Source organism: Paractinoplanes aksuensis, from assembly GCF_024137025.1.
Lineage (GTDB): Bacteria > Actinomycetota > Actinomycetes > Mycobacteriales > Micromonosporaceae > Actinoplanes > Actinoplanes aksuensis.
This window is the reverse complement of sequence record NZ_JAMYJR010000003.1, coordinates 24,319-49,692: the sequence shown is the minus strand read 5'-3', so window position 1 is coordinate 49,692 and position 25,374 is coordinate 24,319. Positions and strand designations below refer to the sequence as shown.

The window sequence follows — 25,374 nt, the reverse complement described above, 5'->3', positions numbered from 1 at the left end:
GTCAAAAGCCATGACCGATCTCGTGACCCTGGGCCAGCGGCTGCGCCACCTGCGCAAGACCAAGGGCCTGACGTTGGAGCAGCTCAGCGAGGCCGTGGGGCGGGCGCCGTCGCAGCTGTCGCTCATCGAGAACGGCAAGCGCGAGCCCCGGCTGTCGGTGCTCGAGGCGATCGCGGGCGCGTTGGGCGTACCCCTGCAAGATCTGTTGCGGCCCGAGGCGCCCTCCCGCCGGGCCGGGCTCGAGATCGACCTGGCCCATTTCCAGCAGTCACCGGCGTACGCCGCCCTGGGGTTGCCCGGGGTCAAGGGCGGCCGCAGGCTCCCGGCCGACGCGCTCGAATCCCTGGTCGGCCTGCACCGCGAGCTCAACCGGCTGCTGACCGAGCAGAGCGCGACGCCCGAGGTCGCCCGCCGGGCCAACGCGCAGCTGCGGATCGACATGCGCGAGCGCGACAACTACTTCGCCGAGATCGAGCGGGCGGCGGCCGACGTGTCGCGCTCGGTCAAACACGCGACCGGCCCGCTGAGTCAGCGCGGCATCCTCGACATCGCAGCGCAACTGGGCTTCACGTTGCACTACGTGAGCGACCTGCCGGGCTCCACGCGCTCGGTGACCGACCTGGTCAACCGCAAGATCTATCTGCCCCAGGTGGCGAGCGGCAAGGGGCACGACCCGCGGGCCGTGGTGCTGCAGACGCTGGGCCACTTCGTGCTCGGGCATCCGGAGCCGGCCGACTACGGCGACTTCCTGCGGCAGCGGGTCGAGGCCAACTACTTCGCGGCGGCGCTGCTGATGCCGGAGACGTTCGCCGTCGAGTTCCTGAAGGCCGCCAAGGCCGACCGGGCGCTGGCCATCGACGACTTCCGGGACGCGTTCGGGGTCTCCTACGAGACGGCGGCCCACCGCTTCACCAACCTGGCCACCCATCACTTCGGCATCCCGGTCCACTTCACCCGGGTGCACGAGAACGGGATCGTCTACAAGGCGTACGAGAACGACGGGGTCCGCTTCCCGGCCGACGTCACCGGGGCCATCGAGGGCCAGCCGATCTGCCGCAAGTGGGCCTCCCGCACGATCTTCGGCTCGGACGACCCGTACTCGTCGTTCTACCAGTTCACCGACACGTCGGCCGGCACCTACTGGTGCACCGTCCACATCGAGTCGACCCGCTCGGGCGAATTCTCGGTCACGGTCGGCACGCCGTACGAGCACGCGCGCTGGTTCCGCGGCGGAGACACTTCCCGGCGTACGGTGTCCCGCTGCCCCGACCCCGGCTGCTGTCGCCGCCCACCGGCCACCCTGGTCGACCGCTGGGCCGGCCAGGCCTGGCCCAGCGCCCGCGTGCACTCCCACCTGCTGGCCGCGCTGCCGCCCGGCACCTTCCCCGGCGTCGACGCCCAGGACGTTTACGAGTTCCTCGAGCGGCGGGCCTGATTCCGGGCGTGGCGCCCCCACTACGACACGGGGCGTTAGGCTGCCGCGCATGATCGGTGGGGTGCGGCTCGGCATCGCTGCGCTGGTGGGCTGGGCGGGGGCGTGGCTCTGGGCGTACGGCCTGGCCGTCCTGCAGCCGCTGTGTGAACCCGGGTCGCCGTTCTGGGAGTCGGCCGAGAACAACTCGTACTGGGCGCGCGACGTGCGCTGGTCGGCGATCCTGGCTGTGTCGGCGGTCCTGGCCGCGGTGTCCCGCCGGTCGTGGCTGGTCGCGGTGGCGCTGCCCTGGCTGGCGGCCGACATCGTGCTCGACCGGATCGACCCGGGACGTCCGGCGCTGCTGCCGGCCACCCTGATCGCCGGCGTCCTGGTGACCGCGGTGGCGATCCCGGCCGCGCTGCGCCCACCGCGCCGGCCGCTCGCCCTGTGGATCCCGCTGGCCTGCCTGTTCACCGCGAGCACGGTCGTCACCCTGGAATCGCCGAGCGATGCCGAGCCGCAGCTCGCCCTGTCCCGGCTGGCCGCCTACGTCGTCTGTGCGATCGCCACGATTGTGTGCGTCCTGGCCGCGCTGAAGCCGAGCGTCCTCGAACGCCGGTGGCCGGTGGTGGCCGGCTTCGCCGTCGCCGTGGCCCTGTTCGGTCTGGCCCCACCCTGGGTCACATTCGGGCTGATGGCGCTGGGCGCGGCCACAATCGTGCTGCTACGCGAGCCCTGGCCCGGACCGCGCCGGGCCGCCGGAGTGGTCGCGCTGCACGTGGCGGGTCTGATCGCGGCCGGCTTCGTGCTGCTCTTGACCCTGCTCCAAGCCGGGCGGCCGTTCACCGCACTGGCCGGCAACGAACCGGTCAACGCGGCCGACTCCGACCCGACGCTGCTGATCTGGTCGGTCACCCTGGCCGTGGTCTGGGCCGCCCTGGTCCACCTGGCCAAGACGGTGACCACCCAGCCTCGCCCCCACCCGGCGGCGGCCGGCTGACTGATCCACAGCCGAGCAGCCCCAACGGCAGTCGGACGACCGGATGACTGCTGAGCGACCGAGTGGCTGCTGGGCGGCCCGGTAACGGTCGACGCAACCCGGTAACGCCCAGTGCGGCCCGGCAACGGCCAGTGCGACCCAGTAACGGCCGGCGGCCCGGCAACGCCCAGTTCGGCCAGCGACGACCGGTGGGGCCCGGTAACGGCCAGCGCGACCCGACAACGCCCAGCGCGACCCGACAACGCCCAGCGCGACCCGGCGACGGCCGGTGCGGCCTGGTCACGACGGGCGGCCCGGCGGCGAGCGGTGCGGCCCGGTGGCTGCCGCGGCGGGCCGGTGGCTGCCGCGGCGGGCCGGTGATGGCTGGGGTGGCAGCCGGTCAGTTGAGCTGTAGCTCCGGCAGGTGGGCGGGGGCCAGACGGCCCAGCAGGGAGCGGGCGGCTTCGATGACCAGGGCGCGGTTGTGGGTCAGGGCGAAGTCGAAGCGCCGCTCGTTCTCCGGGCCGGTGTCGCCCAGGTCGCGGGCGACCAGTGCGGCCGCCCGGTGCGGGCCGACCACGATGACGTTCCACTCGCCGCCCAGGGTGTCGCCGGCGGACAAGCAGGCGCCGCGCACGCCGGGGGCCGGCTCGTCGGTCAGGCCGGCGCCGAGCGCGGCCACCAGCGGACTTCCCGCGGCCAGGCGGCCGAAACGGCGGGCGGTGGCCGGCGTGAAGTGCCGGGCGTCCTGGAAGCAGGCGAGCAGCACCGACGGCTCACCGCCGTCGCCGGCCAGTGCCTCGAGGTGGCGGCTCATGGGCATGAGCTGGGCCTTCGTGGCCCGGGTGACCGGGCGGCGGGCCCCCACGATGGCGTACGGGGTGCGGTCGCCGGTGCTCGGCGGCGGGATGAACGGCAGGGTGGCCCCAGCGACCGGCCCGGCCGACAGCGGCACCGGCCGGCCGAAGTGCCAGCCCTGGCCGACCGTGGCCCCCATCGTGCGCGCGACGGCCAGGTGCTCCTCGCTCTCGATGCCCTCGGCCAGCACGATGGCCCCACTGGCCTCGGCGTACGCGGCCACGGCGGCGACCACGCGGGCGGTGTGCGGGTCGCCGGGAGCGCGCAGCAGGCCCATGTCGAGCTTGACCACGTCGGGGTGCACGAACGGCATCAACGCGAGCGACATCGGATCGGCGCCCACGTCGTCGAGCGCCACCCCCCACCCGGCAGCGCGGGCGGCCGCCACGGCCAGCAACAGGCCGGACGGGTCAGCGGCGAGCGCCCTTTCGGTCACCTCGGTGACCACGCGCAGGCGACGACCGGCCCGCTCGATCACGGGCAGCAGGTCGGCCGGACAGGGGGCGCCGGCCGCCGCCGGCTCCATGTTGACGAACAGCGTGAGCCGGGGGTCGAACCCGGCGGCCAGCGCGCTCTCGTAGGCCCGGGCGCGGCAGACCCAGTCGAGCTCACTCCCCCGGCCCGCGGCTCGGGCGGCGGCGAACAGCTCGTCCGGCCGCTCCCAGGCACTGCCGGCCGGCCCGCGGCTCAACGCCTCGTAGCCGAGCACCCGGCCGGTGGAGATCTCGACCAGCGGCTGGAAGAGCGTGGTCACCGCCCGCTCGTCGAGCACCTCGTGGATATCGCGCACGGTTTGATGAATCGGCATCGCCGGTCGCCAGTTGACCAAAGAATCCGGACGGAGTCCGCAGGCGCTACGTTGTCCGGATGTCCTCGCCCCGGCTGCGCTTCTCCGTGCGCGCGATCATTCTCGACCCCGACGACCGCATCCTGTTGTGCCGGCACGTCATCACCGAGCCCGATCCGATCGTCGTCTGGGCCGCCCCCGGCGGCGGCGTGGAGCCCGGCGAGACGCAACTGGCCGCGCTGCGCCGCGAACTGCGGGAGGAAACCGGCCTCTCGGTCGCCGGCGATCCGACGCACATCTGGCACCAGCAGGTGGTCGGGCCCGGCTTCGCGCCGAACCACGACGGTGTGGTCAACGACTACTACCTGGTGCCCACCGAACGGTTCGAACCGCGCGGCACGATGACCGACGACGAGCTGGCCGCCGAGAGCATCCGGGGGCTGCGCTGGTGGTCACCCCGCGAGATCAGCGACTACCGGGGAACCGACGTGTTCTCACCCCGCGCCCTGCGGGAGCGGCTGACCACCCTGCTCGACGAGGGCGTCCCGCCCGAGCCGTTGCAGCTGGCTCTGTAGATTCGGCTCATGCCCGAGCTGATCGCCCCCACCACCCGGCTGCACACCTCGTGGATCGAGGCCCGCGACGAGTGGCCGCTCGGCGCGCACATGGACGGCCACAGCGTCCGGGCCACCGACGACGTCGACACCGCGGACGGTTTCGCCACCTGGGTCCAGCGCCTGCTCGACGAGGCCGACCCGGCCACCCCGCTCGACGAGGGCCTGGTCCACTGCACGTACCGCTGGATCGTCGAGGACGGCGAATACCTCGGAGCGATCGCGCTGCGCCACACCCTCAACGACTTCCTGCTCAACGTGGGCGGGCACATCGGCTACGGCATCCGCCCCTCGGCCCGGCGCCAGGGCCTGGCCGGCTGGGCCCTCGGCCGCACCCTCGACACCGCCCGCGCCCGGGGCCTGGATCGGGTGCTGATCACCTGCATCCCGTCCAACACCGCCTCGGCCCGCACGATCGAGAAGAACGGCGGCGTCTACGAGGACACCCGCACCACCGGCCCCGACACCGTGAAGCGCTATTGGATCCCGCTGACCAACCCCTGACCCAGCCCACCGCACATCCCACGCCGGTTGCAGCCCGACCAGCCCCGACCCGGCCGTCCCGGGCCTGAGCGCTCCAAGCCGACGGTCGGGGCCGACGGTCGGGGCCGACGGGTCGGGGCCGACGGGTCGGGGCCGACGGGTCGGGGCTCAGCCGGTCCCGGCGTGCGCGGTTCCAGGCCAGCCGCCTGTTCCGCAGCGGGGGTGGGGGCGAGGTGGTCGAGGTGGTCGAGGGCCGACTGCAGCGCCAGACAACTACGTGCCAGCAGCCGCGGTCAGACGGTCCAAATTTCGTCTGGTGGTGGCCGCTGGGAAGCCCAGTTCCGATACCGGGAGCCGGGCTTTCGCTCGGGCGCCGCCAGGCGGGATCCGGACCTCGCTGTAGCCCGCCCCCGCTGCGAAACAGGTGCTAGCGGTCCCGGCCCTCGGCCGGACCGCTCTCGAGCGGAGAAGTCCCGGGCGAAGCGGCTGTAGCTCGGCCAGTCCCGGCCAGAGCCTGGGTGAGGGCCTGCCGGGCTTCGTCGGCCAGGGTCGTGACCAGGGTGGCCGCCGCCGGGCGGTCGGTGATGAGGTCGACGGCCTCGCCGGCCCACACCGGCTGAGGCGGGATGAGGCCCTGGGCCACGTCGTCGTCGTAGTCGGAGCGCGCCCGCGGGTCGGCCGCGGCTTCGGATTCCCGGCCCCGCCACCGGTCCAGATGGGGATGGCCGAGCGTGCGGGCCGAGTAGGCGGCCGGCCACTGTGATCCCCGGACGACGTCCAGCAGGTTGCTCCGCTCGGTCTCCTCGGCCCGCCCCTGGACGATCGCCTCGACGGTCGCGGCCGGGGCCAGGGACTCCGTGGTGGCCTGGAACCGGGTGCCGATCAAAGCGCCGGCCGCGCCCAGCACCAGGGCGGCCGCGACACCCCGCCCATCGGCGATCCCGCCCGCCGCCAGAACGGGCACACCCCCGGCCAGATCAACCACCACCGGTACGAAGGGCAGTGTGGAACGGCCGCGCCGCGCACCGTGACCACCGGCCTCGGTGCCCTGCGCCACGATCACGTCGGCGCCCAGGTCGACCGCCCGGCGCGCCTCGTCGAGATCGGTGACCTGCAGGATCACGGCCGCACCGGCCTGCCGCACCGGCTCCAGCAACGGACCGGGGTCACCGAACGACAGCATGACCGCCCGGGGTCCGTAGGCCGGCGCCCGTTCCACCGCGGCCCGATCGGTCGCCCACGTCAGGAAGCCGACGCCCCACGGACGGTCGGTGCGCGCGGTCAGCACGGCGACCTCCCGGGCCAGCCGGCGCGGGTCACCGTCGCCGGCGCCGAGCAGTCCGAGACCGCCGCTGCGAGCGCGCCCCCGGCGGTGCCACCCATCGGGGCCAACGCGATCGGATGCCGCACTCCGAACATCCGCGTGAAGCTCGTCGACAAGCTCATGCTCTTGGTTGTAGCGCAACCGCTCACGCCCGTCGCCGTGGTGGGGCGAGCGCCCTGGACGCGCCGGCGGCCAGCTCGCCCCGCCGCGGCCCTCGGCGGGAGCAGCGAACCGTACCCCCGTCCGACCTCCCCGCCCGCCACCCAAGACCGGACTGAAGGCCTCCAGCCCAGCTACGACAGCCCGCCCTTGACCGGCTCATGCCGCTTCGGCGGTGAGCCAGGTCGGTCCCGCTCCCACCGCCACGAACAACTCGAACGGGAGTTCCGGGTCGGCTTGAACGACGGCCAACGCCACCCATCGGTCGAGCTCGGGGCGACTCCAGGCCGGCATCTCGCCCGTCTTGGTCGCGGAAGAAATAGACGGGCGCGTCCCAGTGGTCCTCGTCGCCCCAGAGCTCGACCGTCTCGGCCGGACCCCGCCCCTCGCTGAGCGCCTCCGCCAGTCGGTCGAGTTCGTGTTCGAGGGCGTCCCGGGCGGGCCCGGCAACGTCCTCGCTCCGGTCATCCCAGAAGTCCTCGATGACAGCGAGCCGTACGACATGGTGGTCCACATCCCCGAACGCATCGCGGCGTCCGTAGGCACCCTCGGGGAACGGCTGACGCGGCAGCGAGTCGACGGACCTTCACCGAGCTTTGCGGTTGATCTTGTAGTGGAGGACGAGGAACGGCAGGCCGTACAGGGAGAAGGCGTGTTCGGCGCGTAGTTGGCCGTTGTCGGTGTGGACGTCGAGTTGTTCGGCGAAGCCGGGTACGGCCAGCGTGGTCAGCTCGCGGGTCTTCGGGTCGATGTAGGTCAGGTAGTGGCCGGGGTGGGACAGGTCGCTGCGGCTCGTCAGCACCAGGCCGCCGCCGGGGCGGGGTAGCGGGAGCAGCGTCGCCGTGAAGCTGGTCTGGGGTACGGGGAAGCCGACGCTCACGAAGCCTCGGCCGTCGTGGCGGTAAGTGGTGTAGATGCCGATGTAGATGGGTTCGTCGGTGTCGGCATAGGAGCGGATCCATCCGCGTACGCCGATCAGGTCCGTGCCGGCGGGGGTGATCGTGTCGATGCGGCTGCGGACGCCGCGCAGGGTCTCGCGTTGGTTCATCGGCAGGTTGGCCTGGCCGAGCGGGCGGGCCACGAGGTTGCGGTACAGCAGGTAGCCGGGGCGCACCCACAGCCGCCACTCGGGGACGATGTCGAGGCGGAAGCGGGTGGTGTGCTCGTAGAACTCGCGCACGAGCGGGTCGACGCCGGCCGGGTCGAATTGCGGGCCGGCCAGGTCGTCGAGCGAGGCGACGATGCCGACGTCGGGGGCGTCGGGCTGGTATCTGCCGCCCAGCACGTCGGCCAGTTCGCGCACATAGCCGGTTCCCACATAATTTGTACGGGCTTCGAGCGGGACCACGAAAGGCAGTTCCTCGGCCCGTAAGCGTTCGGCCAGCAGGTCGACCTGCGGATCGCGGAACAGCACCGCCGACAGGGCGCGGAACCCGACCACGGCGCTCGCCGCCACCACGGCGGGGGTGGCGTCGCGCTTGAAGGCCGCTCCCACGACCGCGCCGACCACCGGGCCCAGCAGCACCTTCTGGGGGCGCAGGCCGAGCGCACCGGCCACCGCGCCGGCCCCGGCGCCGACCGCCACCGGGCTCGCCCGGACCAGCCGGCCGCCGATCGCGGCCAGCGCGCCGCTCATCACCACCCGCGACCACCAGGGCGGGATCTGGCCCGGTTGCTGCCGGGCCCGGGCGACCGTTTCGGTCACCGCGAGCGCCGCCGCGCCGGCCACCGCGCCCTTGCGTCCGGCTATGGCGGCCCCGGCCAGGGCGCCCAGAGCAGCCGCGAATCCGATGCCGGTGGCCCGATCGTTCATGCGTGCACGGTAGCGGTCGACGGTTCGGCCCACGGAAAACGGGCATGGGAAGAGGAGACTCGGGCATCGCGGGGTCGGCGTGGCGTTCCGTCCGTGCACGATCGCGCAGTCGCCGTGACCGGGACGTGCACAAGATCCCTCGGGTCGGTCGCCGGTGACCTGGCCGTTCCAATGCGATGCTGTGGGTGATCCTGCGAACCACTGCCGGGAGGAAGAGCCGCCATGCTGCCCCTCAACGCCGAGACCGTGTCCCGCCTGCCCGCCGACCTGGCTGTCCCCGCGTACGACCGGAGTGCCCTGCGCACCGGCATCGTGCACTTCGGGGTGGGCGGTTTCCACCGCGCCCACCAGGCCATGTACCTGGACCGCCTGATGACCGAGGGCAAAGCCCTGGACTGGGCGATCTGCGGGGTCGGGGTGATGCCGGCCGACCGGCGCATGCAGCAGGTGCTCGACGCCCAGGACGGGCTGTACACGCTGGTGGTCAAGGCGCCCGACGGCACGCTCGAGGCCCGGGTGATCGGCTCGATCAAGGAGTACCTGTTCGCGCCGGACGACCCGGACGCGGTGATCGAGAAGATGGCCTCCCCCGAGGTGCGGATCGTGTCGCTGACGGTCACCGAGGGCGGCTACAACTTCAACGCGGTCACCGGCGAGTTCATGGCCGACAACAAGGACGTGCAGCACGACCTGGCGTTACCCAATCAACCGCGTACGACGTTCGGCCTGATCACGGCCGCGATCGAGCGCCGCCGCGAGCGGGCCCTGCCCGCGTTCACGATCATGAGCTGCGACAACATCCAGGGCAACGGGGACGCGGCCCGGCGCAGCTTCGTCGCGTTCGCCGGCCTGCGGGATCCGGCTCTGGCGGCGTACGTGGAAGAGAATGTGCGCTTCCCGAACAGCATGGTCGACCGCATCACCCCGGTGACGACCGACGACGACCGCGACGAGGTGCGCAAACACTTCGGCGTGGACGACGGCTGGCCGGTGGTGTGCGAGCCGTTCACGCAGTGGGCGCTCGAGGACAGTTTCGGCGCCGGCCGCCCGGCCTGGGAAGAGGCCGGCGTGCAGGTGGTGCCGGACGTCGAGCCGTACGAGCTGATGAAGTTGCGACTGCTCAACGCGTCGCACCAGGCGCTGTGCTACTTCGGTTACCTGTCCGGCTACCGGCTCGTGCACGACGTGGCCCGGGACCCGGCCTTCGCGGAGTTCCTGCTCGCGTACATGAAGCGCGAAGCCGAACCGACGCTGGAACCGGTGCCCGGCATCAACCTCGACGAGTACCAGCACCAGTTGATCGAGCGCTTCTCCAACGCCCAGGTCAAGGACACGGTGGCCCGGCTGTGCGCGGAGAGCTCGGACCGCATCCCGAAGTGGCTGCTCCCGGTGATCCGCCACAACCTCGACTCCGGCGGCGAGATCAAGCTGGCCACCGCGGTGGTCGCGTCGTGGGCCCGCTACGACGAGGGCACGGACGAGCAGGGCGCCCCGATCGAGATCGTCGACCGGCTGCGCGACGAGTTGAACGCCATCGCCCTGACCCAGCGGGACAATCCGACGGCGTTCATCCAGAACCGCGAGCTGTTCGGGGATCTGGCCGACAACGAGCGCTTCGTCGAGACGTACACCTCGGTGCTGGAAAGCCTGCACACCCGGGGCGCCAAAGCAACGCTCGAGGACCTGGTCAGGCCGTAAGGCCGGTCGGTGTCTCCAAGTTGATCCCGGGGCTGCCCAGCTCGGCCCGGGCGGCCCGGTTGAACTCGCGTTCCGCGTCCCGGCAGGCCTGGACGAAGGGCTCGGGAACCTGACCGGCCTCGTGGCCGGCCCTCATCTCGGACAACCGCCCCACCGCGAGCATGAGGGCAGCGGCGGCCTGGACGGTCGCCGTGGTGTGCGCGATCAGGCCGATCTCGGCCCGGTAGCGGACGACCTGGACGCGCGGCTGACCGCCGTCCGCGTGCGGATGGCGGGAGACCGAGGACGCCGGAATGATCGGCACGTCCGGGCCCAGCACCGTCGCCCGCCATTCCCGGCAGGCGGCGACGAAGGCGGCATACGTCGTGCGCCGGTCCCGGAGCGACAGGTTGTTCTCCTGGTGGGCCCAGGACGCGCGCTGCACCCGCGCGTTGAGCAGAGACCCCAGCATCACGCCGACCAACGCGCCCGTCACCGACAGGACCGCGACAACCACCTGAGTCATGGCTCCAGAGTCGCCGAGGGCGTCAACCGTCCACAAAGGTGCGATCAGTGGGCCACCCGGCGGGCGCCGGGGCGGAAGCGAGCCGGAACCGCCCACTGGACGGCGCGGTTCAGCACCTCGCGGAACATGATGACGACGCAGGTGACGCCGTTGAGGAACGAGGCGATGACATCGGTGGGGTGGTGCATCCCGCGGTAGAGGCGGGAGGTGGCCACGCCGATCGGGATCAGGACCAGCAGCCAGGCCAGGCGCTTGGCCCACGGGTGCTGCAGCAGCGTGAACAGCAGCAGGGCCAGACCCACGTAGAGGGCGACCGCGGCCGACGTGTGCCCGGACGGGAAGCTCGACGTGGGCGGGGAGTCGTCCATGCGGTGCACGGCCGGACGCTCCCGGTCGATCACCAGCGTGGTGAAGAAGAAGACCAGGGCCTGGGCGGTCACACCGAGGCACAGGTACAGCGGCTCGCGCCAGCGGTGCAGCTTCAGGTACAGGATGGCGGCGGCCACGCCGGTCACGGCGATGATGACCGGGGTGCTGCCGATCAGGCTGACGATCTCGCTGATCACGTTGAGCGGACTGTTGCGATGCGCCTCGAACGAGCGGTTGACGTCGTCCTCGACGGTGAGCGGCCAGGACTGGTCGACGACCCGGGTCACCAGCAGGCCGAGACCGACCATCACGCCGAACAATATGGTCACCGGCAGCAGCAGTCGCTTGGCGATTTGCGCGATCAGCGGGGGCATGACCGCGCTGTCTACCCAATGACGCCGATCGCTATTCCCCGCTCCGGGTCACGCTTGCGGCGGCGGACGGCGAACGCGGCCATCGTCGCCGCGACCACGATCAGGCCGAGCAGCCAGCCCGCGAGCACGTCGCTCAGCCAGTGCACGCCCAGCCCGATCCGGAACAGGCCGGTCACGGCCGGGACGACGAGGCCGGCGACGATCAGGCCCGTCCGGAGCCGTGGCCGGCGGCGGGTCAGCGGCAGCAGCACGGCCAGCACGACGGCGGCGCCGAGGGCGTTGTTCAGCGCATGGCCCGACGGGAACGAATACCCCACCGCCGTGGCCACCGGGTCGAGGAAGGAGGGCCGGTCGCGCTCGAAAACCAATTTCAGCAGTACGCCGAGCAGCCCACCGGCCGTCATCGTGATACCCACCCACCAGGCGAGTGAGCGGGCGCCCCGCCGGGCCAGCCAGATCACGAGGCCGAGGGCGGCCACCCGCCACGTCCACGGATCGAAGACCAGGCACCACCACCACATGAAGTCGACCAGCGCCGGGCGCCCCGACGAGAAGTCGTGCACAGCTACGCTGACGTCCTGATCGACCCGGTGCAGCCAGTCCACCCCGCCCACGACCATGGCCGTGAGCACGGCGAACGGCACCAGCAGCACCACCGCCCCGGCCGCCGCCCCGGCCAGCCGAAACTCGAGCGCATGTTCTCGATCCCGCATGGCGACAGCTATACCCGACTATTCACCTCTGATACACGTCTCGTTAACCAGCAAGGCCGACGGCCCCTGGGCCAGAGCGGTCGAGCTCGGGCTGGGTGGGCGGCGCCGCGTCAGGACAGGGCAGTCAGGATGCGGTTGGGGTCGGGGTGGGCGGCGCCGTCAGGGCGGACGTCGGCGAAGCGGACCACGCCCGTACGGTCGGCGATGACGACGGCCGGGAACGGGAGCACGGACCGGCCCGCACCCAGCAGCTTGTCGGCCCCGGGAGCGTGGAAGCCCAGATTGAAGGCGTCGATCAGTTGATGGCGGGGGTCGGCGGCGACGAAGTAGCTCAGGTCGTGGCGGCGCTTGACCTCGACCAGGCGGGCCGGGATCTGCGGGCTGACCGCGACCAGGTGGGCGTCCGACTCGGCCAGGGCGGGGGCCAGCCGGCGCTCGTAGTCGGCGAGGGCGGCATCGGCGGTCTCGCTCGACGCGTACGGGAAGAAGGCCAGCACGATCGGGCCGGTCTGCCGCAGCCGATCGAGATGGATGGGGCCCAGGTCGGCCTCGAGCAACACCACGGAGGGCAACCGGGCGCCGGGCTTGACGATCCGGCCCCAGATGTCGTCGCGGTCGAGCGCGTTGTACGACAATTCGGTCGATCCCATACCGCGGGAGCGCACTCCCCGGGCCGGAGCATGCCCCCGGTCGGCGCCGATCCGACCGCCCGGAACCCGCCGGGCATCGGCGACGCGACCGGACGACGCGGGGGCGAAAGGCTCGCATGTGGCCGCGTCCTCCAGCGCGAGATGCCTCGTGTCGGCCGGCTTGGCGCTGTGCGCGGCTGTGGTCATCGCCCCCACCCCCTTCAAATTCTATTTCGCAGATAGGAGATATAGCCTAGCGGAATTCCGGCGTTAAGGACACCGCACAAGAGTTAACGCAAAGCGACAATCGTCACTCTCGGCCACGGCGATCCGCCGACCGCCACTCGACGTCACCGTCGCGCGTCACGGTGTGCAATCTCGCCGACAAGCGCCACCCGAGAACCCGACAAGCGCCGCCCGTGAACACCGCCGCCGACAGACATCACCGACGCATCCCGGCTGCCACCGCAGTCGCCCGCGATCAGCCGACCGAGCGTCAGCGGTCAACGGCCGACATTGTTGCGCGCTCGCCGCCGTCGGCTGAGTGCTCCGACGGTTGAGTCGGCACGACCATATCGGACGGTTCGGATGCGGGCGCGGCCGCTCCCGGCGGGGTGGGCCACAACACCCGGAACGCCAGCACCGCCGCCACCGCGACCAATCCGGCCGCGACCAGCGACACCACCGCGAACGCCATCCCGTACGCGTTGTCGGCCTGTTGCAGCAGCGCCGTGCCCATCGAGCCGGGCAGCCGATCAGCCGCGGCCGCCGCGTCCATCAGCGTGCCGTCGGCGGGCAGGCCGGGCACCCCGGACATCCCGCTGCGGTAGGCCGCCACCACCACCGATCCGAGCACGGCGATGCCGATCGCCCCGCCCAGCTCGGCCCCGGTCTCGGTGACCGCGGCCCCCATGCCCGCGCGCGACGACCGTACCGAGGAAACGACCAGATCGGTGGTGAGCGTGTAGACCGGCGCCAGCCCGAACCCGCCGATCACCATGCCGGCGACCAGGATCGGCAGACCTCCGCCGTACGGGGCCAGGGCCATCAGCCCGTGGCCCGCCGCCATGATCACAGCGCCGACCGCGATCACCCGCCCGGCCGGGAACCAGCGCACCAGCATCGGCCCGAGCAAGGACGCCAGCAGGAACGCGCCCACCGACGGCAGCGCCCACAGGCCGGCCCGCAGCGGCGACAGGTCGAGCACGATCTGCAGGTACTGGACGATGGCGAGCTGCGTGCCGTAAAGCACGAAGAACGAGAGCGCGTTGGCGATCAGCCCGACCCGCACCCGGCGGTCGGCGAACATGCTCAAGTCGAGCAGCGGTTGCGCGATCCGGCGCTGGCGGCGCAGGAACAGGGTGAGGACGGCACCGGCGATCACGAGCGTCAGCAGCGGCACGGCCGGACGGCCTTCGGCGGCCAGGCGCTTGATCCCGTACACAAATATGAGGACGGCGACCAGGCTGAGCACGGCCCCGGCCAGGTCGAACCCGCGGGCCGAGGGGTCGCGGGCCTCGGGCAGCAGCGCCGGGCCGAGCACGACCAGCAGCAACGTCGCGGGCACGGCCAGCAGGAAGACCGAGCCCCACCAGAAGTGTTCGAGCATGACGCCACCGATGAGCGGCGCGGCCAGGCCGCCCAGCGAGAACGACGCGCTCCAGACGCCGAGGGCGATCCCCCGCTGCCGCGCGTCGGCGAACATGGCCCGGATCAGCGCCAGCGTCGACGGCATCAGCGACGCCCCGGCCAGGCCCATCAGCACGCGGGCCGCGATCAGCAGCTCCGGGCTGGTGGCGAACGCCGCGAGCAGCGACGACAACGCGAAGGCGACCGCACCGGCCAGCAACAGGCGGCGGCGCCCGATGCGGTCGCCGAGCACACCCATCGCGATCAGGAACCCGGCCACGACGAACACGTAGCTGTCCATGATCCACAGAAGCTGCACCGCGGTGGGTCGCAGGTCGGCCGAGAGTTGCGGCGCCGCCATGTTGAGGACCTCGGCGTCGAGCGACACCAGCAGACAGGGCAGCGCGAGCACCGCCAGTCCGACCCATTGCCGTGCGCCGGCCGTCGCACGCATGGTTCCACACCCTCTCGATACGTAACGCAATGAAGACCCTCATGACGTTACGGCGAGAATCTGAACCGCGCAACGCGAAGAGACGCCCCATTGCGTTACGCTGGCTCCGGCGTCCTCGGAACGAACGAGCCGGGAGCAGCGGAGGTGACCCGTGAACGTCGAACCCATGGCGATCGCCGATCTGGTGACGCTCGTCAACGAGTGGGGCACCGAGCCCTGCCGGGTCGACGGCCGCGCCCCTCGCCCCGGCGCCGAGCTGACCACGCTGGCCGACGAACTGCACCCGATTTTCGCCACCCCCGACCCCACGACCAGGGCCCGCTTGGTCACGGAGCTGTTGCGGGTCACAGGCGTACGACCGGAGCTGGCCCCTGATCTGGCCGAGTCCTGGACGGTGGCCGACGCGGCCCAGTCCGACCGGGCGGCCGCCGCCCTGACCCTGCGGCACCACCTGGCCGCCCACCCCGGCCGCCTGGGCCTCTGCGCCGACGACCAGTGCGCCGACGTCTACGTCGACGCCTCCCCCGCCGGCAAGCGCCGATTCTGCTGCCTGACCTGCCAGAACCGCGCCCGCGCAGCCGCCTTCCGAAAGCGGAGGGCCGGCACCGGGTGACGTGCCGCCATCAGTGGCGGTGACCGTCTCGCCCGAGCGTCTGCTCCGGGGTCACACCGGGCCGGGTCCACTGCGGCACCGGACGGCTGGCCGGACCCCCGTCAGCGCGGCCGCGTTCGTCGGAGCGCCGGTACCAGCACGCGGGGTTCCCCGCCGGCCGTCCCGCGGGGTTGTCCTCCCACGCCTCCCGGCGACCGTAAGGCGTCATGTCGAGCAGGCCGAAGGTGGCATTGAACCGCTCAGTGCCCCGCCCGGTCGTCCCGTAGGTGAGGAAGGCCCGGTCCCCGTCGCGCAGGAAGGAGGTCAGGCACCCCATGTCCCCACCGACCGGCGCCGCCACCCACGACCTCGACCGCCGGATCGAACTCCACCATCGGCAACCGCCGGCGCTCCGCCGCGAGCGCATCACCAGCGCGGGTATAGGCCTTCTCCCGAACCAGCAATTCATCCCGCGCAACTTGCCAAGTGTCCAGGTCAACAACGTTCGGCGTGGTTGTCACGATCTCCTCCAAGGCACCCGTTCCCGGGCAGCGTCGTACAACGTCCTGCGACGCTCACCGGAACAGACCCGCCCCCGACCCGAAACTCACCGAACCTCGCCACAGAATCCGACGCCGCGGCTCGACGTGACGCGACTCCGCCTGGCCGCCCCGTCGGGTTGTCAGCACGACATCGGGCTCGATGCAGATCACGCCCAGCCAAGATGCGCCGCTCCTCCAACCTCGCGCACGCCTGAGACACGACCGGACCGGCCCGCTGAACCCCAGCCTTACGCTGCCGCCGATCCGCGTTGATCAATTCCTGGGGTGTGCCAGATGATTCTCAGACAACGGCCCGAGCCGCGACGTTTCGTATCGAGCGGATCGCGCCAGATCCGGGCGCCCGATCCCGGTAAGCGCGTGGCTGGGCGTTATGAGCTACCAGGCGATCGGATGATCGGCTGTTTTCCATGTGCCATGAGCGCCCGGCAGCGCCTCGCCAATTGATGCCGGGTGCTAGGTTCGGGCTGGTTGCGCATGCGCCGTGGTGGGCCGCCGGATTGTCAGCCTTTCCCCTCATCCTGGGAGAGATCCGATGACGAACAACAACACTCCCGATGGCGCCGCAGGTTCCGGGCTCTGGGCAAATCTCGGGATCTGGATCGCGTTCGGCGCTCTCTTCGGCACCCTCGCCGGCCTTCTCTTCGACAACCTCGCTCTTGGCGTCTCGCTGGGTTCAAGCCTGGGCGTTGTCGCCGGCGTCCTCTTCATCGCGCGAAGAAACGCCCGCGGCTGACTCCGCACTCCTGCGCATACCGGGCGCATACGCCAAAGTAAGAGTCGTACCAACAGAGAAAGTGGCGGGGACAAAGTTTCACAACCCACCGGACACCAAAGCGGCCGGCGGGTGGTCGTGATCCTGGATATCGAGTGGATCGCAACAATTGAGTCCAAGATCTGAGCTTCGCGGCCCGGTGTCGTCGAGGGGAACTTATCAACCTGCGGTTGGTCCGGCCGCCAGGCGTTGGAAAACAATTCGCCGGGCGTCAGGTGGCACTTTCTGCAGCCGCAAGTTCCGCTGGAGGGACACCGGGTCAGTGGCAAATGCCCGAACAGCCAGGTGTTCGAAACCGTCGGACCTGCCTCGAGGACATTGTCGACGTCACGGCCAGCGCTGCTACCGAAACGATCATTGCCATTGCGGCCACGGCAACCTCAGGATCCATGAGCGCATGGTGGCATCGCCGAGCAAGCTGGACGATCAATTCACGAACCCTTGATCAGGCGCGTATCCCTGGATCGAGTTCGGCTGACGTCGCCTTCCGAAGCACTCTTCTCGGCTCTTGAGTCCGAATCTGCGCCCAGGATCGCGGAGATTTCGGGCGATCTTCAGGTCAGGTAGTTCAGCTCCGGCAGCTTTTCCTGATAGGCGGCGATGAGTCGGCGGGCCACCGGCACTGAGTCGATCAAAGGGTGGGCGGCCATGGCCCGGACGGCCAGGGCGCGGGAGCCGGTGTCGGCTGCGGTCAGGACGGCGCGGTCGGTGGCCTTGATGCGCTTCACCAGGTCGACGCCGTGGGAGGGCAGGCCGTCGGAGGGCAGTGGGCGCGCGCCCGAGCCGTCGACCACGCACGGCACCTCGACCACCGCGTCGTCGTCCAGTTCGGGCAGGGTGCCACGGTTGCGTACGTTGAGGATCAGCTCTTGCCGCGAGTTCTGGGCGATCGCCAGCATCAAGGCCAGGGCCACATCCTCGTAGCCGCCGCCCTCGGCGTCGTCGCGTTCGCCCAGCCCCTCCATTGCCATGTAGGTCGCGTCGCGCTGCCGCCGGACCGCGTCCCAGGCCTCGAAGGCGTCGCCCTCAGTGGTCGTCAGCATCGCGTAGCAATCCCGCTGTTGCCGCAGCAGGAACTCGCCGCGGGTCTCTTCGGCGGCCAGCTCGGCCCGGACCAGTGCCTCGTTGTCGTAGTAATAGTGCAGGTATTCGTTCGGCACCGCGCCCAGCGACCGCAGGTGCGCAGCCCCGAAGAGCCGCCCCTCCTCGAAGGACTCGATCGCCGGCGAGGCCAGCAGCTCCGGCAGCAGGTCGCGCTCCCCTACCCGTACGGCGGTCAGCCAGCCCAGGTGGTTCAAGCCGGCATACGAGATCGAAGCCGAGGGAACCCCCAGCGCCCGCACCACCCGCCGGGCCAGCGCGGACGGCGAGTCGCAGATGCCGATCACCCGATCGCCCAGGAACTCGGACATGGCCTCGGTGACCAGGCCGGCCGGGTTGGTGAAGTTGATGACCCAGGCGTCGGGCGCGACCAGGCTGATCCGCCGGGCGATGGCCCGCGCGACGGGCACGGTCCGCAGCCCGTACGCGATGCCGCCCGCCCCCACCGTTTCTTGCCCGAGCACGCCCTCGCCGAGGGCGACCCGCTCGTCGATCACGCGGCCCTCGAGCCCGCGGACGCGGATCGCGCTGAACACGAAGTCGGCGCCCGTCAGCGCTTCGGTCAGGTCGGTGGTGGCCTCGACCGACGGCGCGCCGACGACACCGGCGGCCTGGTGACGCAGCACCCGCCCGATCGCGTTGAGCCGCGACACGTCGACGTCGTGCAGCACGACCTCCGTGATCGGAGAATCCCGGCCGAGCAGGGCGCCGTGGACCAGGGGCACGCGGAAGCCGCCGCCGCCCAGGATGACCAGTCGTTTACCGGGCATGGGCGTCCGACAACCGGGCGATGGTGGCGGTCGCGCGGCGCACCGTGCGCTGCTCACCCTCGGGAATCACGTCGTCGAGGAACGCGTACCGCTCGGCGAGCGCCGACGACCGCGCCCCGCGCCACCAGTCCGCGATGTCGCCCCAGCCGGGGGCCGAGAGCGATCCCCCGAAGTGCTGCACCGAGAGCGCCGCGATCAGGTTGGCGAAGGCCAGGCTCTGCGCGAGCGGCCATTCCCGCAGGCTGCCCAGGATGAACCCGGCCGTGAAGACGTCCCCGGCGCCCGTCGGGTCAAGGGCCGGCACCGGTACGGCCGGCACGTGCACGGTCTCGCCGGTGCGCGCGTCGTGGGCCAGCACCCCGTCGCTGCCGCAGGTCACGACCACCACCGGGGCCAGCCCGGCCAGCTTCTCGAGCGCCTCGGCCGGGGTCGCCGTGCGGGTGTACTGCATGGCCTCGACCGCGTTGGGCACGAACGCGTGGCAGTCCTCGAGCATGTCGAGCACCTCGGCCGGCCACTCGGCGCTGGCGTCCCACCCGACGTCGGCGAAGACCAGAGTGCCGGCCGCTTTGGCCCGCTGGACCCAGGGCAGCCTGTCCCTGGTCAGCGAGACCGACGCCGCCCGGGCCGCCGGGAGCTCGCCGACCAGCCCGTCGGCGTTGAGCGGCAGCGGGTGCCCGTGGGTGATCATGCTGCGGTCGCGGTCGTACGCGAGCGAGACGGTGACCGGGGAGTGCCCCTCGATGCGGCGGGACGCGTCGAGATTGATGTTCTCTTGCCCGCACAGGATGTCGGCGCAGAAGTCGCCGTAGGTGTCGGTGGCCAGGGCCGTGCCGAGCCCGGTGCGCAGCCCGAGCCGGGACGCGGCGACGGCCAGGTTGGCGATGCCGCCCGGGCACGAGCCCATGCCCGAGGCCCACACCTCGGTGCCGGGCTCGGGCACGCCCTCGAGCCCGGTGAACACGATGTCGAGGAAGACGACACCTGGGACGAACAGGTCCAGTGCCGGGTTCATCTGCAGATCTTATGTCGGTGGGGCCCGCTGACCAGGGTGGCGAGCCCCACCTTGCGGATTATCCGGCGACCCAGCTCGCGTCGCCGGCGCCCAGGTCGGCCGACGGCCCGCCCACGATCTCGACCCGCCACGGCAGCGCCGCGCCGTCCCGCTCGACCCGGATGGCCGTGCCGTCGCGGGTCACCGTGAACGTGCTGTCCCCGACCCGCACCGCCGTGCTGCCCTCGGCCGGTTCGAAGACCCGCAGCGTGACCCCGTCGGCGTACGCGTAATCGGGTTGATCGGTCCGGTTGCCGACCGGGACGACCGCGCCCGGCCGCACCAGCAGCGGCACGCTGTCGAAGCCGTGCGTCTCGTGCTGCCAGCCCGGCCCCTCGAGGACCTCACCGGTGTGCCAGCGGGTCCAGCGGCCGGCCGGCAGGTAGTAGCTGACCTCGCCGCCCTCGCTGAACACCGGCGCCACCAGCAGGTCGCCGCCGAGCAGGTACTGCCGGTCGACGTGGGTCACCGCCGGGTCGTCCGGGAAGCCCAGCACCATCGGGCGCATCACCGGAAGTCCCTGCTCGTGGGCCTGCCGCGCCGCTTCCCACAGGTACGGCATCAGGCTGTACTTCAGGTGCGTGAAGGAGCGCAGCACCTCGACCGACTCGTCGTCGAACAGCCACGGCACCCGGTACGAGTGGTTGCCGTGCAGGCGGCTGTGCGACGACAGCAGCCCGAAGGCGATCCACCGCTTGAAGACGGCCGGGTCGGGCCGCCCCTCGAAGCCGCCGATGTCGTGGCTCCAGAACCCGAAACCCGAGCTCATCAGCGAGAGGCCGCCGCGCAGGCTCTCGGCCATCGACTCGTACGTCGCGGAGTTGTCCCCACCCCAGTGCACGGGGAACTGCTGGCCGCCGACGGTGGCCGACCGCGCGAAGAGCACGGCCTCGTCCTCGCCTTTCGCGGAGCGAAGGACGTCGAAGACCACCTGGTTGTAGATCTGCGTGTAGTAGTTGTGCATCCGCTCGGGGTCGGAGCCGTCGTGCCACACCACGTCGGTCGGGATGCGCTCGCCGAAGTCCGACTTGAAGGCGTCCACGCCCATCTCGACCAGGGCCGCAAGCTTGGCCCCGTACCACTCGCGGGCGGCCGGGTTGGTGAAGTCGACCAGCGCCATGCCGGCCTGCCACTTGTCCCACTGCCAGACGTCGCCGCCGGCCTTCTTGACCAGGAACCCGTTCTCGAGACCCTCGGCGAACATGGCCGAGCGCTGCGCGATGTACGGGTTGATCCACAGACACGTGCGCAGGCCGCGGTCGTGCAGGCGCTTCAGCATGCCCGGCGGGTCGGGGAAGATCGCCGGGTCCCACTCGAAGTCGCACCAGTGGAACTCGCGCATCCAGAACGTGTCGAAGTGGAACACGCTGAGCGGCAGATCCCGCTCGGCCATGCCGTCGACGAATGACGTCACAGTCTCTTCGTCGTACGGCGTAGTGAACGACGTGGTCAGCCAGAGCCCGAAGGACCAGGCCGGTGGCAGCGCGGGCCGGCCGGTCAGCGCGGTGTACTTGCGCAGGATGTCAGCCGGCGTCGGGCCATAGATGACCAGGTACGACAGCGTCTGGCCGGCCACGCTGAACTGGGTGCGCGACACCATCTCGCTGGCCACCTCGAACGACACCTTGCCCGGGTGATCCACCAGGACGCCGTACCCGCGGTTGGTCAGATAGAAAGGCACATTTTTGTACGCCAGTTCGCTGCTGGTGCCGCCGTCCTCGTTCCAGATGTCGATGCTCTGGCCGTTCTTCACGTACGGCCCGAAGCGCTCGCCCAGCCCGTATACGGCCTCGCCCACGCCCAGGTCGAGCTGCTCGTGCACGTAGTGCTCGCCGTCGGCGCTGTCCACGATGCCCATGCCGCGCCAGCCGGTGCCGGTCAGCCGCTTGCCCTCGGCGACGAAGTCGAGTCCCCACTTCTCCCCGGCGTCAAAACGCGCGGTCAGGTTGCCGGCGGTCAGCGACGTGGCGTCGATCGTGACCGGGTGCTCCTGTTCCGCGATCTCGAAGTTGGGGCCCTGCGGCGCGCCGCCGAGGAAGTGGCCCATCGAGACCCGGATGACGTCCGGCGCCGGCGACGACAGCTTGATGGTGATCAGCGGCGTGTCGAGAGTGTCGGACCGGCTGCGTACGGGCTTGGTCGTGGCCCACGCGGTCAGCGTCCGCTCGTCGGCCTGGCTGTCCCGCAGCTGCGCCGGGTGCAGGACGCTGAAGCCCTTGCGCTTGAGCCAGTACCCGTCGGTGAACTTCATGGGGGTCCTTTACTTGATCGCGCCGGCAGTGATGCCGCGAGTGAGCGTGCGCTGGAAGATCAGGAAGAACAGCAGGGCGGGCAGGATGCCGATCAGGCCGGACGAGCTGGTCATGGTCACGTCCATCAGGCGGTCGCCCTGCAGCACGCCCAGGGCCACCGGCACCGTCTGGTTGTCGTTCGAGACCAGGAAGACCAGGGGCAGGAAGAACTCGTTCCACGTCCAGATGAAGAAGAACGTGAACAGCACGCCCAGCGTGGGCCGGCTGACCGGCACGACGACGCTCCACAGGGTGCGCAGCTTGCCCGCGCCGTCGACGTCCGCGGCGTCCAGCAGCTCGGTCGGGAACTCCTGGTAGACCGAGGTCAACAGGTACGTGCCGAAGGCGGCCTGGATGACCGTGAAGATGATGACGATCGAGATCAGGCTGTCGTAGAGGCCGGCCTCCTTGGACAGGAAGTACAGCGGATAGACCAGCACCTCTTGCGGCAGCAGGTTCGCGACCAGGAAGAACACCAGGAACCAGAGCCGGCCCTTGACCTTGCCGATGCCCAGGGCGTACGCGTTGAGGACCGAGAGCAGGACGCCGAGCACCGCCACCGTGAAGCTGGTGATGAAGCTGTTCCAGAGCTTCTGGCCGAAGTCGACCCGGTTCCAGAAGTCGACGATCCCGTCCCAGTACAGGGAGGGCGGCAGCGACAGCGGACCGCCGCTCGCGTAGTCGGCCGGGCTCTTGACCGCGTTGATCGTGATGATCAGCAGCGGGGCGATGATGATCAGGAGCAACGCCAGCAAGCCCGCGAGAACGAGGAAACGGACCGGATTGGCCCGCTTCTCCGCGCGTACGGTGGGCTCGGGTTCGGTCTTTGGACGATTCGCCGTGACTGTCATGCTTTACGCTCCGCGCGGTTCTGCAGCCGCAGGAACACGATGGACAGCACGATGATCAGCACGGTCAACACCGTGGAGATCGCCGATCCGTACCCGACCTGGGCTTTCTCGAAGAAGTTCTTGTACGCGAAGTAGCTCGGCACGAGCGTGGCGTTGCTCGGCCCGCCACCGGTCAGCACGAAGATCGGGCCGAAGATCTTGAGCGCCGCGATCGTGGTCGTGACCAGCACGACGTAGAACTCGGGCCGGATCAGATACACGGTGATCTTGCGGAACCGCTGCCACCAGGTCGCGCCGTCCAGGTCGGCCGCCTCGTACAGCTCGGGGTCGACCCGCTGCAGGCCGGCCATGAACATGACGATCGGATAGCCCAGCTGGACCCAGATCATGATGCCCATGACGCTGTACAGCGCCGATCCCGGCTCACCGAGCCAGTTGTGGGCCAGTGAGCCCAGCCCGACCGTCTCGAGGATCTTGTTGAGCGCGCCGTACTCGGGGTGCAGGATCCAGCCCCAGACGATGCCGGTGACCGCGACCGGGATGATCTGCGGCAGATAGAACCCGGACCGGAACAGCGAGGCCCACCGGTTGCTGAACTTCTTGGCCACGTAGTCGAACAGGACCGCGGCCAGGAACAGGCCCAGCAGCGTCGGCACCACGGCCATGGCCAGGATGAGCAGCAGAATGTTGCTGAACGAGCCCCAGAACAGCGAGTCCTCGAACAGCCGCGTGTAGTTGTCGAACCCGATCCAGCGCTGCTCGCCGACGCCGTTCCACTTCGTGAAGCTCGTGTAGACGGTCATCACCAGCGGCACAACGATCACGAGCAGGCTGGCCAGCACGCCCGGGATCAGGAACGGCCAGTACCCCTTGCGCCTCATGCGTTTCCCTCTTTCCTGTACGCGGGCAGGGGCTCGCGCCCCCACCCGCGTCCCGGGTCACTTGCCGAGGTCGGCGAGGTTCTCGTCGTACGGCTTGGCGATCTCGTCGAGCACCTGATCGGGCGTCTTGGACCCGTTGATCAGGCCCTGCACGCCGGCCACGAGCACGTCGTAGTAGCCGGGGGCCGGCCAGTCGGGGTAGAACGCGAGCCCGTCCTCACCGGAGACCTTGTTGAAGTTCTCGATGAGTTCCTTGTTCTTCGGGTCGGTGATCGCCGCGGCGTCGGCCGCCACCGGCACACCGCCGTTGTTGCCGAGCAGGGCCTGGATCTCCGGCTTCATGGTGATGTCGATGAAGTCGTACGCCAGGGCCTTGGCCTTGCTCTTCTCCGGTACGACCCAGAGGTTGCCGCTGGAGCCCGGGTGCAACTTGTTGCCGGGGAACAGGAACGTGCCCCACTCGAAGCCCTTGATCTCGTTGACGAACCGGCCGTACCACCACGAGCCCGAGATCATGATCGGGAACTTGCCCTGGGTGAACGAGACGCCCATGTCCTCGGCCTTGATGCCGGCCGAGTTCTTGGCGATGTAGCCCTTGTCGACCCACTGCTTGAAGGTGTCCGCGCCATACTTGAGCTGCGGGCCCTTGAAGTCGACCTTGTTCTTGTAGAGCTGGTAGTCGTCGACCCAGGCCCGGTCGGCCTTGCTCAGCGCGAGCGAGTAGAGAATCTGCTGGGCCGGGTACTCGGCGCCGCCGACGGCGAGCGGGGTGACCTTGTTCTGCACGAACGTGTCCATCACCTTGGTGAACTCGTCGAGCGTGGTCGGCACCTGCAGGTTGTACTTCTTGAACAGGTCCTTGTTGTAGTAGACCTCGACGTATTCCGCGTAGTTGGGCACGCCGAACGTCTTGCCTGAGCCCATGATGCCGTCGTCGTCGTACTTCGTGGTGGTCTGCAGGCTCGAGTTGAGGGCCTTGTCCCAGCCGCGCTTGCTCGACTCCTCGGTGAGGTCGGTGAGCAGGCCCTGCTTCGACAGCAGGCCGGCGGTGGCGTTGCCCTTGTTGTACTCCATGATGTCCGGCGCGCTGTCGGAGTTCAGGATCATCTGGGCGTTCTGCTGGATCTGCTCGAAGCTCTTCTCCTCGAACTTCACCTCGACGCCCGGGTGGGAGCTCTTGAACTCCTCGATGGCCTTGTTCCAGGCGATACCCATGGCACTGTTCGGACCCTCGTAGTGCCACAGGCTGAGCACCTTGGCGTCGGCCCCCTCCTCGGACGAGGAGTCGTCGGACCCGCCACAGGCGGCGAGACCGAGCGAGGCAGCAAGCAAGAGGGCACCGGCCGAGAGACCGGCTCGCGATCGAATCATGTCTGTTCGTCCTCCGGGAGGGGCTCCGTCGAAGCGCTTCGACTGGCATTCGTCGAAGCGCTTCGACGCGGGACTTTGACAGGACGCTAGGCTCCGCCCCACACAGATGTCAACGGTGTGACGAAGACATTTCCAAGACCGTGATCGCCACACCCCACCCACCCGGCGCCGCCCCGCACGGCCCGCTCGGCACGGCGGCCGCGGCTACCGATCAGCACAGCACTCGCAGCGACAGAGGCGGCGCGGCGCGACGGCACCGACGGCAGAGCGAGCGGAGCTGACACGGCCGACACGACGCGGCCGGCGTCGCAAGCAGGGCCGGCACG

Annotated in this window: 22 protein-coding genes and 1 pseudogene; 7 read left to right on the top strand and 16 right to left on the bottom strand. The window is 70.3% G+C overall.

What is annotated here, in order from left to right; genetic code table 11:
• Positions 1-10 precede the first annotated feature (10 nt).
• Entirely contained in the window at positions 11-1,435 is a 1,425-nt protein-coding gene (locus tag M1L60_RS04595) for an XRE family transcriptional regulator (protein ID WP_253236011.1), read from the top strand.
• Between the two features lie 49 nt (positions 1,436-1,484).
• Positions 1,485-2,414: a hypothetical protein gene (locus tag M1L60_RS04590; protein ID WP_253236010.1), complete on the top strand. Its 930-nt coding sequence runs from the start codon at positions 1,485-1,487 to the stop codon at positions 2,412-2,414.
• 379 nt (positions 2,415-2,793) lie between these two features.
• On the opposite strand, the gene M1L60_RS04585 is transcribed toward M1L60_RS04590, so the two are convergent.
• Entirely contained in the window at positions 2,794-4,041 is a 1,248-nt protein-coding gene (locus M1L60_RS04585; protein WP_253236009.1) for a sensor domain-containing phosphodiesterase, read from the bottom strand.
• Positions 4,042-4,118: 77 nt separating this feature from the next.
• Here M1L60_RS04585 and M1L60_RS04580 point away from each other — a divergent pair, with 77 nt between their 5' ends.
• Positions 4,119-4,613 (top strand): NUDIX domain-containing protein, encoded by a 495-nt coding sequence (locus tag M1L60_RS04580; RefSeq protein WP_253236008.1) that lies wholly within the window; start codon positions 4,119-4,121, stop codon positions 4,611-4,613.
• 9 nt (positions 4,614-4,622) lie between these two features.
• Entirely contained in the window at positions 4,623-5,156 is a 534-nt protein-coding gene (locus tag M1L60_RS04575) for a GNAT family N-acetyltransferase (protein ID WP_253236007.1), read from the top strand.
• 406 nt (positions 5,157-5,562) lie between these two features.
• Here the strand turns inward: M1L60_RS04575 and M1L60_RS04570 are convergent, their stop codons facing one another.
• Both M1L60_RS04570 and M1L60_RS04565 read right to left on the bottom strand, forming a co-directional pair.
• Positions 5,563-6,423: an NAD(P)H-dependent flavin oxidoreductase gene (locus tag M1L60_RS04570; protein WP_253236006.1), complete on the bottom strand. Its 861-nt coding sequence runs from the start codon at positions 6,421-6,423 to the stop codon at positions 5,563-5,565.
• Between the two features lie 781 nt (positions 6,424-7,204).
• Positions 7,205-8,431 (bottom strand): hypothetical protein, encoded by a 1,227-nt coding sequence (locus tag M1L60_RS04565; protein ID WP_253236005.1) that lies wholly within the window; start codon positions 8,429-8,431, stop codon positions 7,205-7,207.
• A gap of 222 nt (positions 8,432-8,653) precedes the next feature.
• Here M1L60_RS04565 and M1L60_RS04560 point away from each other — a divergent pair, with 222 nt between their 5' ends.
• The gene (locus M1L60_RS04560; RefSeq protein WP_253236004.1) at positions 8,654-10,129 is read left to right on the top strand and encodes a mannitol dehydrogenase family protein; all 1,476 of its coding nucleotides are present in this window, start codon (positions 8,654-8,656) and stop codon (positions 10,127-10,129) included.
• Here the strand turns inward: M1L60_RS04560 and M1L60_RS04555 are convergent.
• The 5 genes and pseudogenes from M1L60_RS04555 to M1L60_RS04535 form a co-directional block, all read right to left on the bottom strand.
• Positions 10,119-10,634: a hypothetical protein gene (locus M1L60_RS04555; RefSeq protein WP_253236003.1), complete on the bottom strand. Its 516-nt coding sequence runs from the start codon at positions 10,632-10,634 to the stop codon at positions 10,119-10,121. The two genes, M1L60_RS04560 and M1L60_RS04555, sit on opposite strands and share 11 nt — an antisense overlap.
• Before the next feature lie 44 nt (positions 10,635-10,678).
• Positions 10,679-11,377 (bottom strand): phosphatase PAP2 family protein, encoded by a 699-nt coding sequence (locus tag M1L60_RS04550; RefSeq protein ID WP_253236002.1) that lies wholly within the window; start codon positions 11,375-11,377, stop codon positions 10,679-10,681.
• Positions 11,378-11,388: 11 nt separating this feature from the next.
• Positions 11,389-12,090: a phosphatase PAP2 family protein gene (locus tag M1L60_RS04545; protein WP_253236001.1), complete on the bottom strand. Its 702-nt coding sequence runs from the start codon at positions 12,088-12,090 to the stop codon at positions 11,389-11,391.
• A 110-nt stretch (positions 12,091-12,200) separates the two neighbouring features.
• Positions 12,201-12,926: a redoxin domain-containing protein gene (locus tag M1L60_RS04540; RefSeq protein ID WP_253236000.1), complete on the bottom strand. Its 726-nt coding sequence runs from the start codon at positions 12,924-12,926 to the stop codon at positions 12,201-12,203.
• A gap of 388 nt (positions 12,927-13,314) precedes the next feature.
• Positions 13,315-14,802: pseudogene (locus M1L60_RS04535) on the bottom strand (MFS transporter); the annotation flags it as partial.
• Positions 14,803-14,953: 151 nt separating this feature from the next.
• Between M1L60_RS04535 and M1L60_RS04530 the strand changes: the two are divergent.
• Positions 14,954-15,415: a CGNR zinc finger domain-containing protein gene (locus tag M1L60_RS04530; RefSeq protein WP_253235998.1), complete on the top strand. Its 462-nt coding sequence runs from the start codon at positions 14,954-14,956 to the stop codon at positions 15,413-15,415.
• Positions 15,416-15,425: 10 nt separating this feature from the next.
• On the opposite strand, the gene M1L60_RS04525 is transcribed toward M1L60_RS04530, so the two are convergent.
• Together M1L60_RS04525 and M1L60_RS04520 are read right to left on the bottom strand one after the other, a co-directional pair.
• Complete coding sequence (locus M1L60_RS04525; RefSeq protein WP_253235997.1) at positions 15,426-15,731, bottom strand: DUF899 family protein; 306 nt, start codon at positions 15,729-15,731, stop codon at positions 15,426-15,428.
• On the bottom strand, positions 15,655-15,915 hold the full coding sequence (locus tag M1L60_RS04520; RefSeq protein ID WP_253236485.1) for a DUF899 family protein: 261 nt from the start codon (positions 15,913-15,915) through the stop codon (positions 15,655-15,657). Before M1L60_RS04520 ends, M1L60_RS04525 begins: the two co-directional genes overlap by 77 nt.
• A gap of 574 nt (positions 15,916-16,489) precedes the next feature.
• Here M1L60_RS04520 and M1L60_RS04515 point away from each other — a divergent pair.
• Positions 16,490-16,690, top strand: a complete 201-nt coding sequence (locus M1L60_RS04515; RefSeq protein ID WP_253235996.1) for a glycine zipper domain-containing protein — start codon at positions 16,490-16,492, stop codon at positions 16,688-16,690.
• Positions 16,691-17,283: 593 nt separating this feature from the next.
• On the opposite strand, the gene M1L60_RS04510 is transcribed toward M1L60_RS04515, so the two are convergent.
• The 6 genes from M1L60_RS04510 to M1L60_RS04485 are packed head-to-tail and all read right to left on the bottom strand — an operon-like array spanning position 17,284 to position 25,048.
• Complete coding sequence (locus M1L60_RS04510) at positions 17,284-18,600, bottom strand: family 4 glycosyl hydrolase (RefSeq protein WP_253235995.1); 1,317 nt, start codon at positions 18,598-18,600, stop codon at positions 17,284-17,286.
• Positions 18,590-19,615 carry a PfkB family carbohydrate kinase gene (locus M1L60_RS04505; protein WP_253235994.1) on the bottom strand — a complete coding sequence of 342 codons (1,026 nt, stop codon included), beginning with the start codon at positions 19,613-19,615 and terminating at the stop codon, positions 18,590-18,592. Before M1L60_RS04505 ends, M1L60_RS04510 begins: the two co-directional genes overlap by 11 nt.
• Before the next feature lie 58 nt (positions 19,616-19,673).
• Positions 19,674-21,905: an alpha-xylosidase gene (yicI, locus tag M1L60_RS04500; protein ID WP_253235993.1), complete on the bottom strand. Its 2,232-nt coding sequence runs from the start codon at positions 21,903-21,905 to the stop codon at positions 19,674-19,676.
• 9 nt (positions 21,906-21,914) lie between these two features.
• Complete coding sequence (locus M1L60_RS04495; protein ID WP_253235992.1) at positions 21,915-22,796, bottom strand: carbohydrate ABC transporter permease; 882 nt, start codon at positions 22,794-22,796, stop codon at positions 21,915-21,917.
• Positions 22,793-23,677: a carbohydrate ABC transporter permease gene (locus M1L60_RS04490; protein ID WP_253235991.1), complete on the bottom strand. Its 885-nt coding sequence runs from the start codon at positions 23,675-23,677 to the stop codon at positions 22,793-22,795. Before M1L60_RS04490 ends, M1L60_RS04495 begins: the two co-directional genes overlap by 4 nt.
• Positions 23,678-23,734: 57 nt before the next feature.
• A complete protein-coding gene (locus tag M1L60_RS04485) occupies positions 23,735-25,048 on the bottom strand; it encodes an ABC transporter substrate-binding protein (protein WP_253235990.1) in 1,314 nt (437 codons plus the stop codon).
• Positions 25,049-25,374: the final 326 nt, after the last annotated feature.

Bases quoted from the DNA above. Each gene is read 5' to 3' on its own strand.
- M1L60_RS04550 (WP_253236002.1), bottom strand. From the start codon at position 11,377: ATGCCCCCGCTGATCGCGCAAATCGCCAAGCGACTGCTGCTGCCGGTG.
- yicI (WP_253235993.1), bottom strand. From the start codon at position 21,905: ATGAAGTTCACCGACGGGTACTGGCTCAAGCGCAAGGGCTTCAGCGTC.
- M1L60_RS04565 (WP_253236005.1), bottom strand. From the start codon at position 8,431: ATGAACGATCGGGCCACCGGCATCGGATTCGCGGCTGCTCTGGGCGCC.
- M1L60_RS04575 (WP_253236007.1), top strand. From the start codon at position 4,623: ATGCCCGAGCTGATCGCCCCCACCACCCGGCTGCACACCTCGTGGATC.
- M1L60_RS04485 (WP_253235990.1), bottom strand. From the start codon at position 25,048: ATGATTCGATCGCGAGCCGGTCTCTCGGCCGGTGCCCTCTTGCTTGCT.
- M1L60_RS04595 (WP_253236011.1), top strand. From the start codon at position 11: ATGACCGATCTCGTGACCCTGGGCCAGCGGCTGCGCCACCTGCGCAAG.
- M1L60_RS04555 (WP_253236003.1), bottom strand. From the start codon at position 10,634: ATGACTCAGGTGGTTGTCGCGGTCCTGTCGGTGACGGGCGCGTTGGTC.
- M1L60_RS04525 (WP_253235997.1), bottom strand. From the start codon at position 15,731: ATGGGGTGCCTGACCTCCTTCCTGCGCGACGGGGACCGGGCCTTCCTC.
- M1L60_RS04510 (WP_253235995.1), bottom strand. From the start codon at position 18,600: ATGCCCGGTAAACGACTGGTCATCCTGGGCGGCGGCGGCTTCCGCGTG.
- M1L60_RS04580 (WP_253236008.1), top strand. From the start codon at position 4,119: ATGTCCTCGCCCCGGCTGCGCTTCTCCGTGCGCGCGATCATTCTCGAC.
- M1L60_RS04560 (WP_253236004.1), top strand. From the start codon at position 8,654: ATGCTGCCCCTCAACGCCGAGACCGTGTCCCGCCTGCCCGCCGACCTG.
- M1L60_RS04490 (WP_253235991.1), bottom strand. From the start codon at position 23,677: ATGAGGCGCAAGGGGTACTGGCCGTTCCTGATCCCGGGCGTGCTGGCC.
- M1L60_RS04540 (WP_253236000.1), bottom strand. From the start codon at position 12,926: ATGACCACAGCCGCGCACAGCGCCAAGCCGGCCGACACGAGGCATCTC.
- M1L60_RS04505 (WP_253235994.1), bottom strand. From the start codon at position 19,615: ATGAACCCGGCACTGGACCTGTTCGTCCCAGGTGTCGTCTTCCTCGAC.
- M1L60_RS04545 (WP_253236001.1), bottom strand. From the start codon at position 12,090: ATGCGGGATCGAGAACATGCGCTCGAGTTTCGGCTGGCCGGGGCGGCG.
- M1L60_RS04515 (WP_253235996.1), top strand. From the start codon at position 16,490: ATGACGAACAACAACACTCCCGATGGCGCCGCAGGTTCCGGGCTCTGG.
- M1L60_RS04590 (WP_253236010.1), top strand. From the start codon at position 1,485: ATGATCGGTGGGGTGCGGCTCGGCATCGCTGCGCTGGTGGGCTGGGCG.
- M1L60_RS04495 (WP_253235992.1), bottom strand. From the start codon at position 22,796: ATGACAGTCACGGCGAATCGTCCAAAGACCGAACCCGAGCCCACCGTA.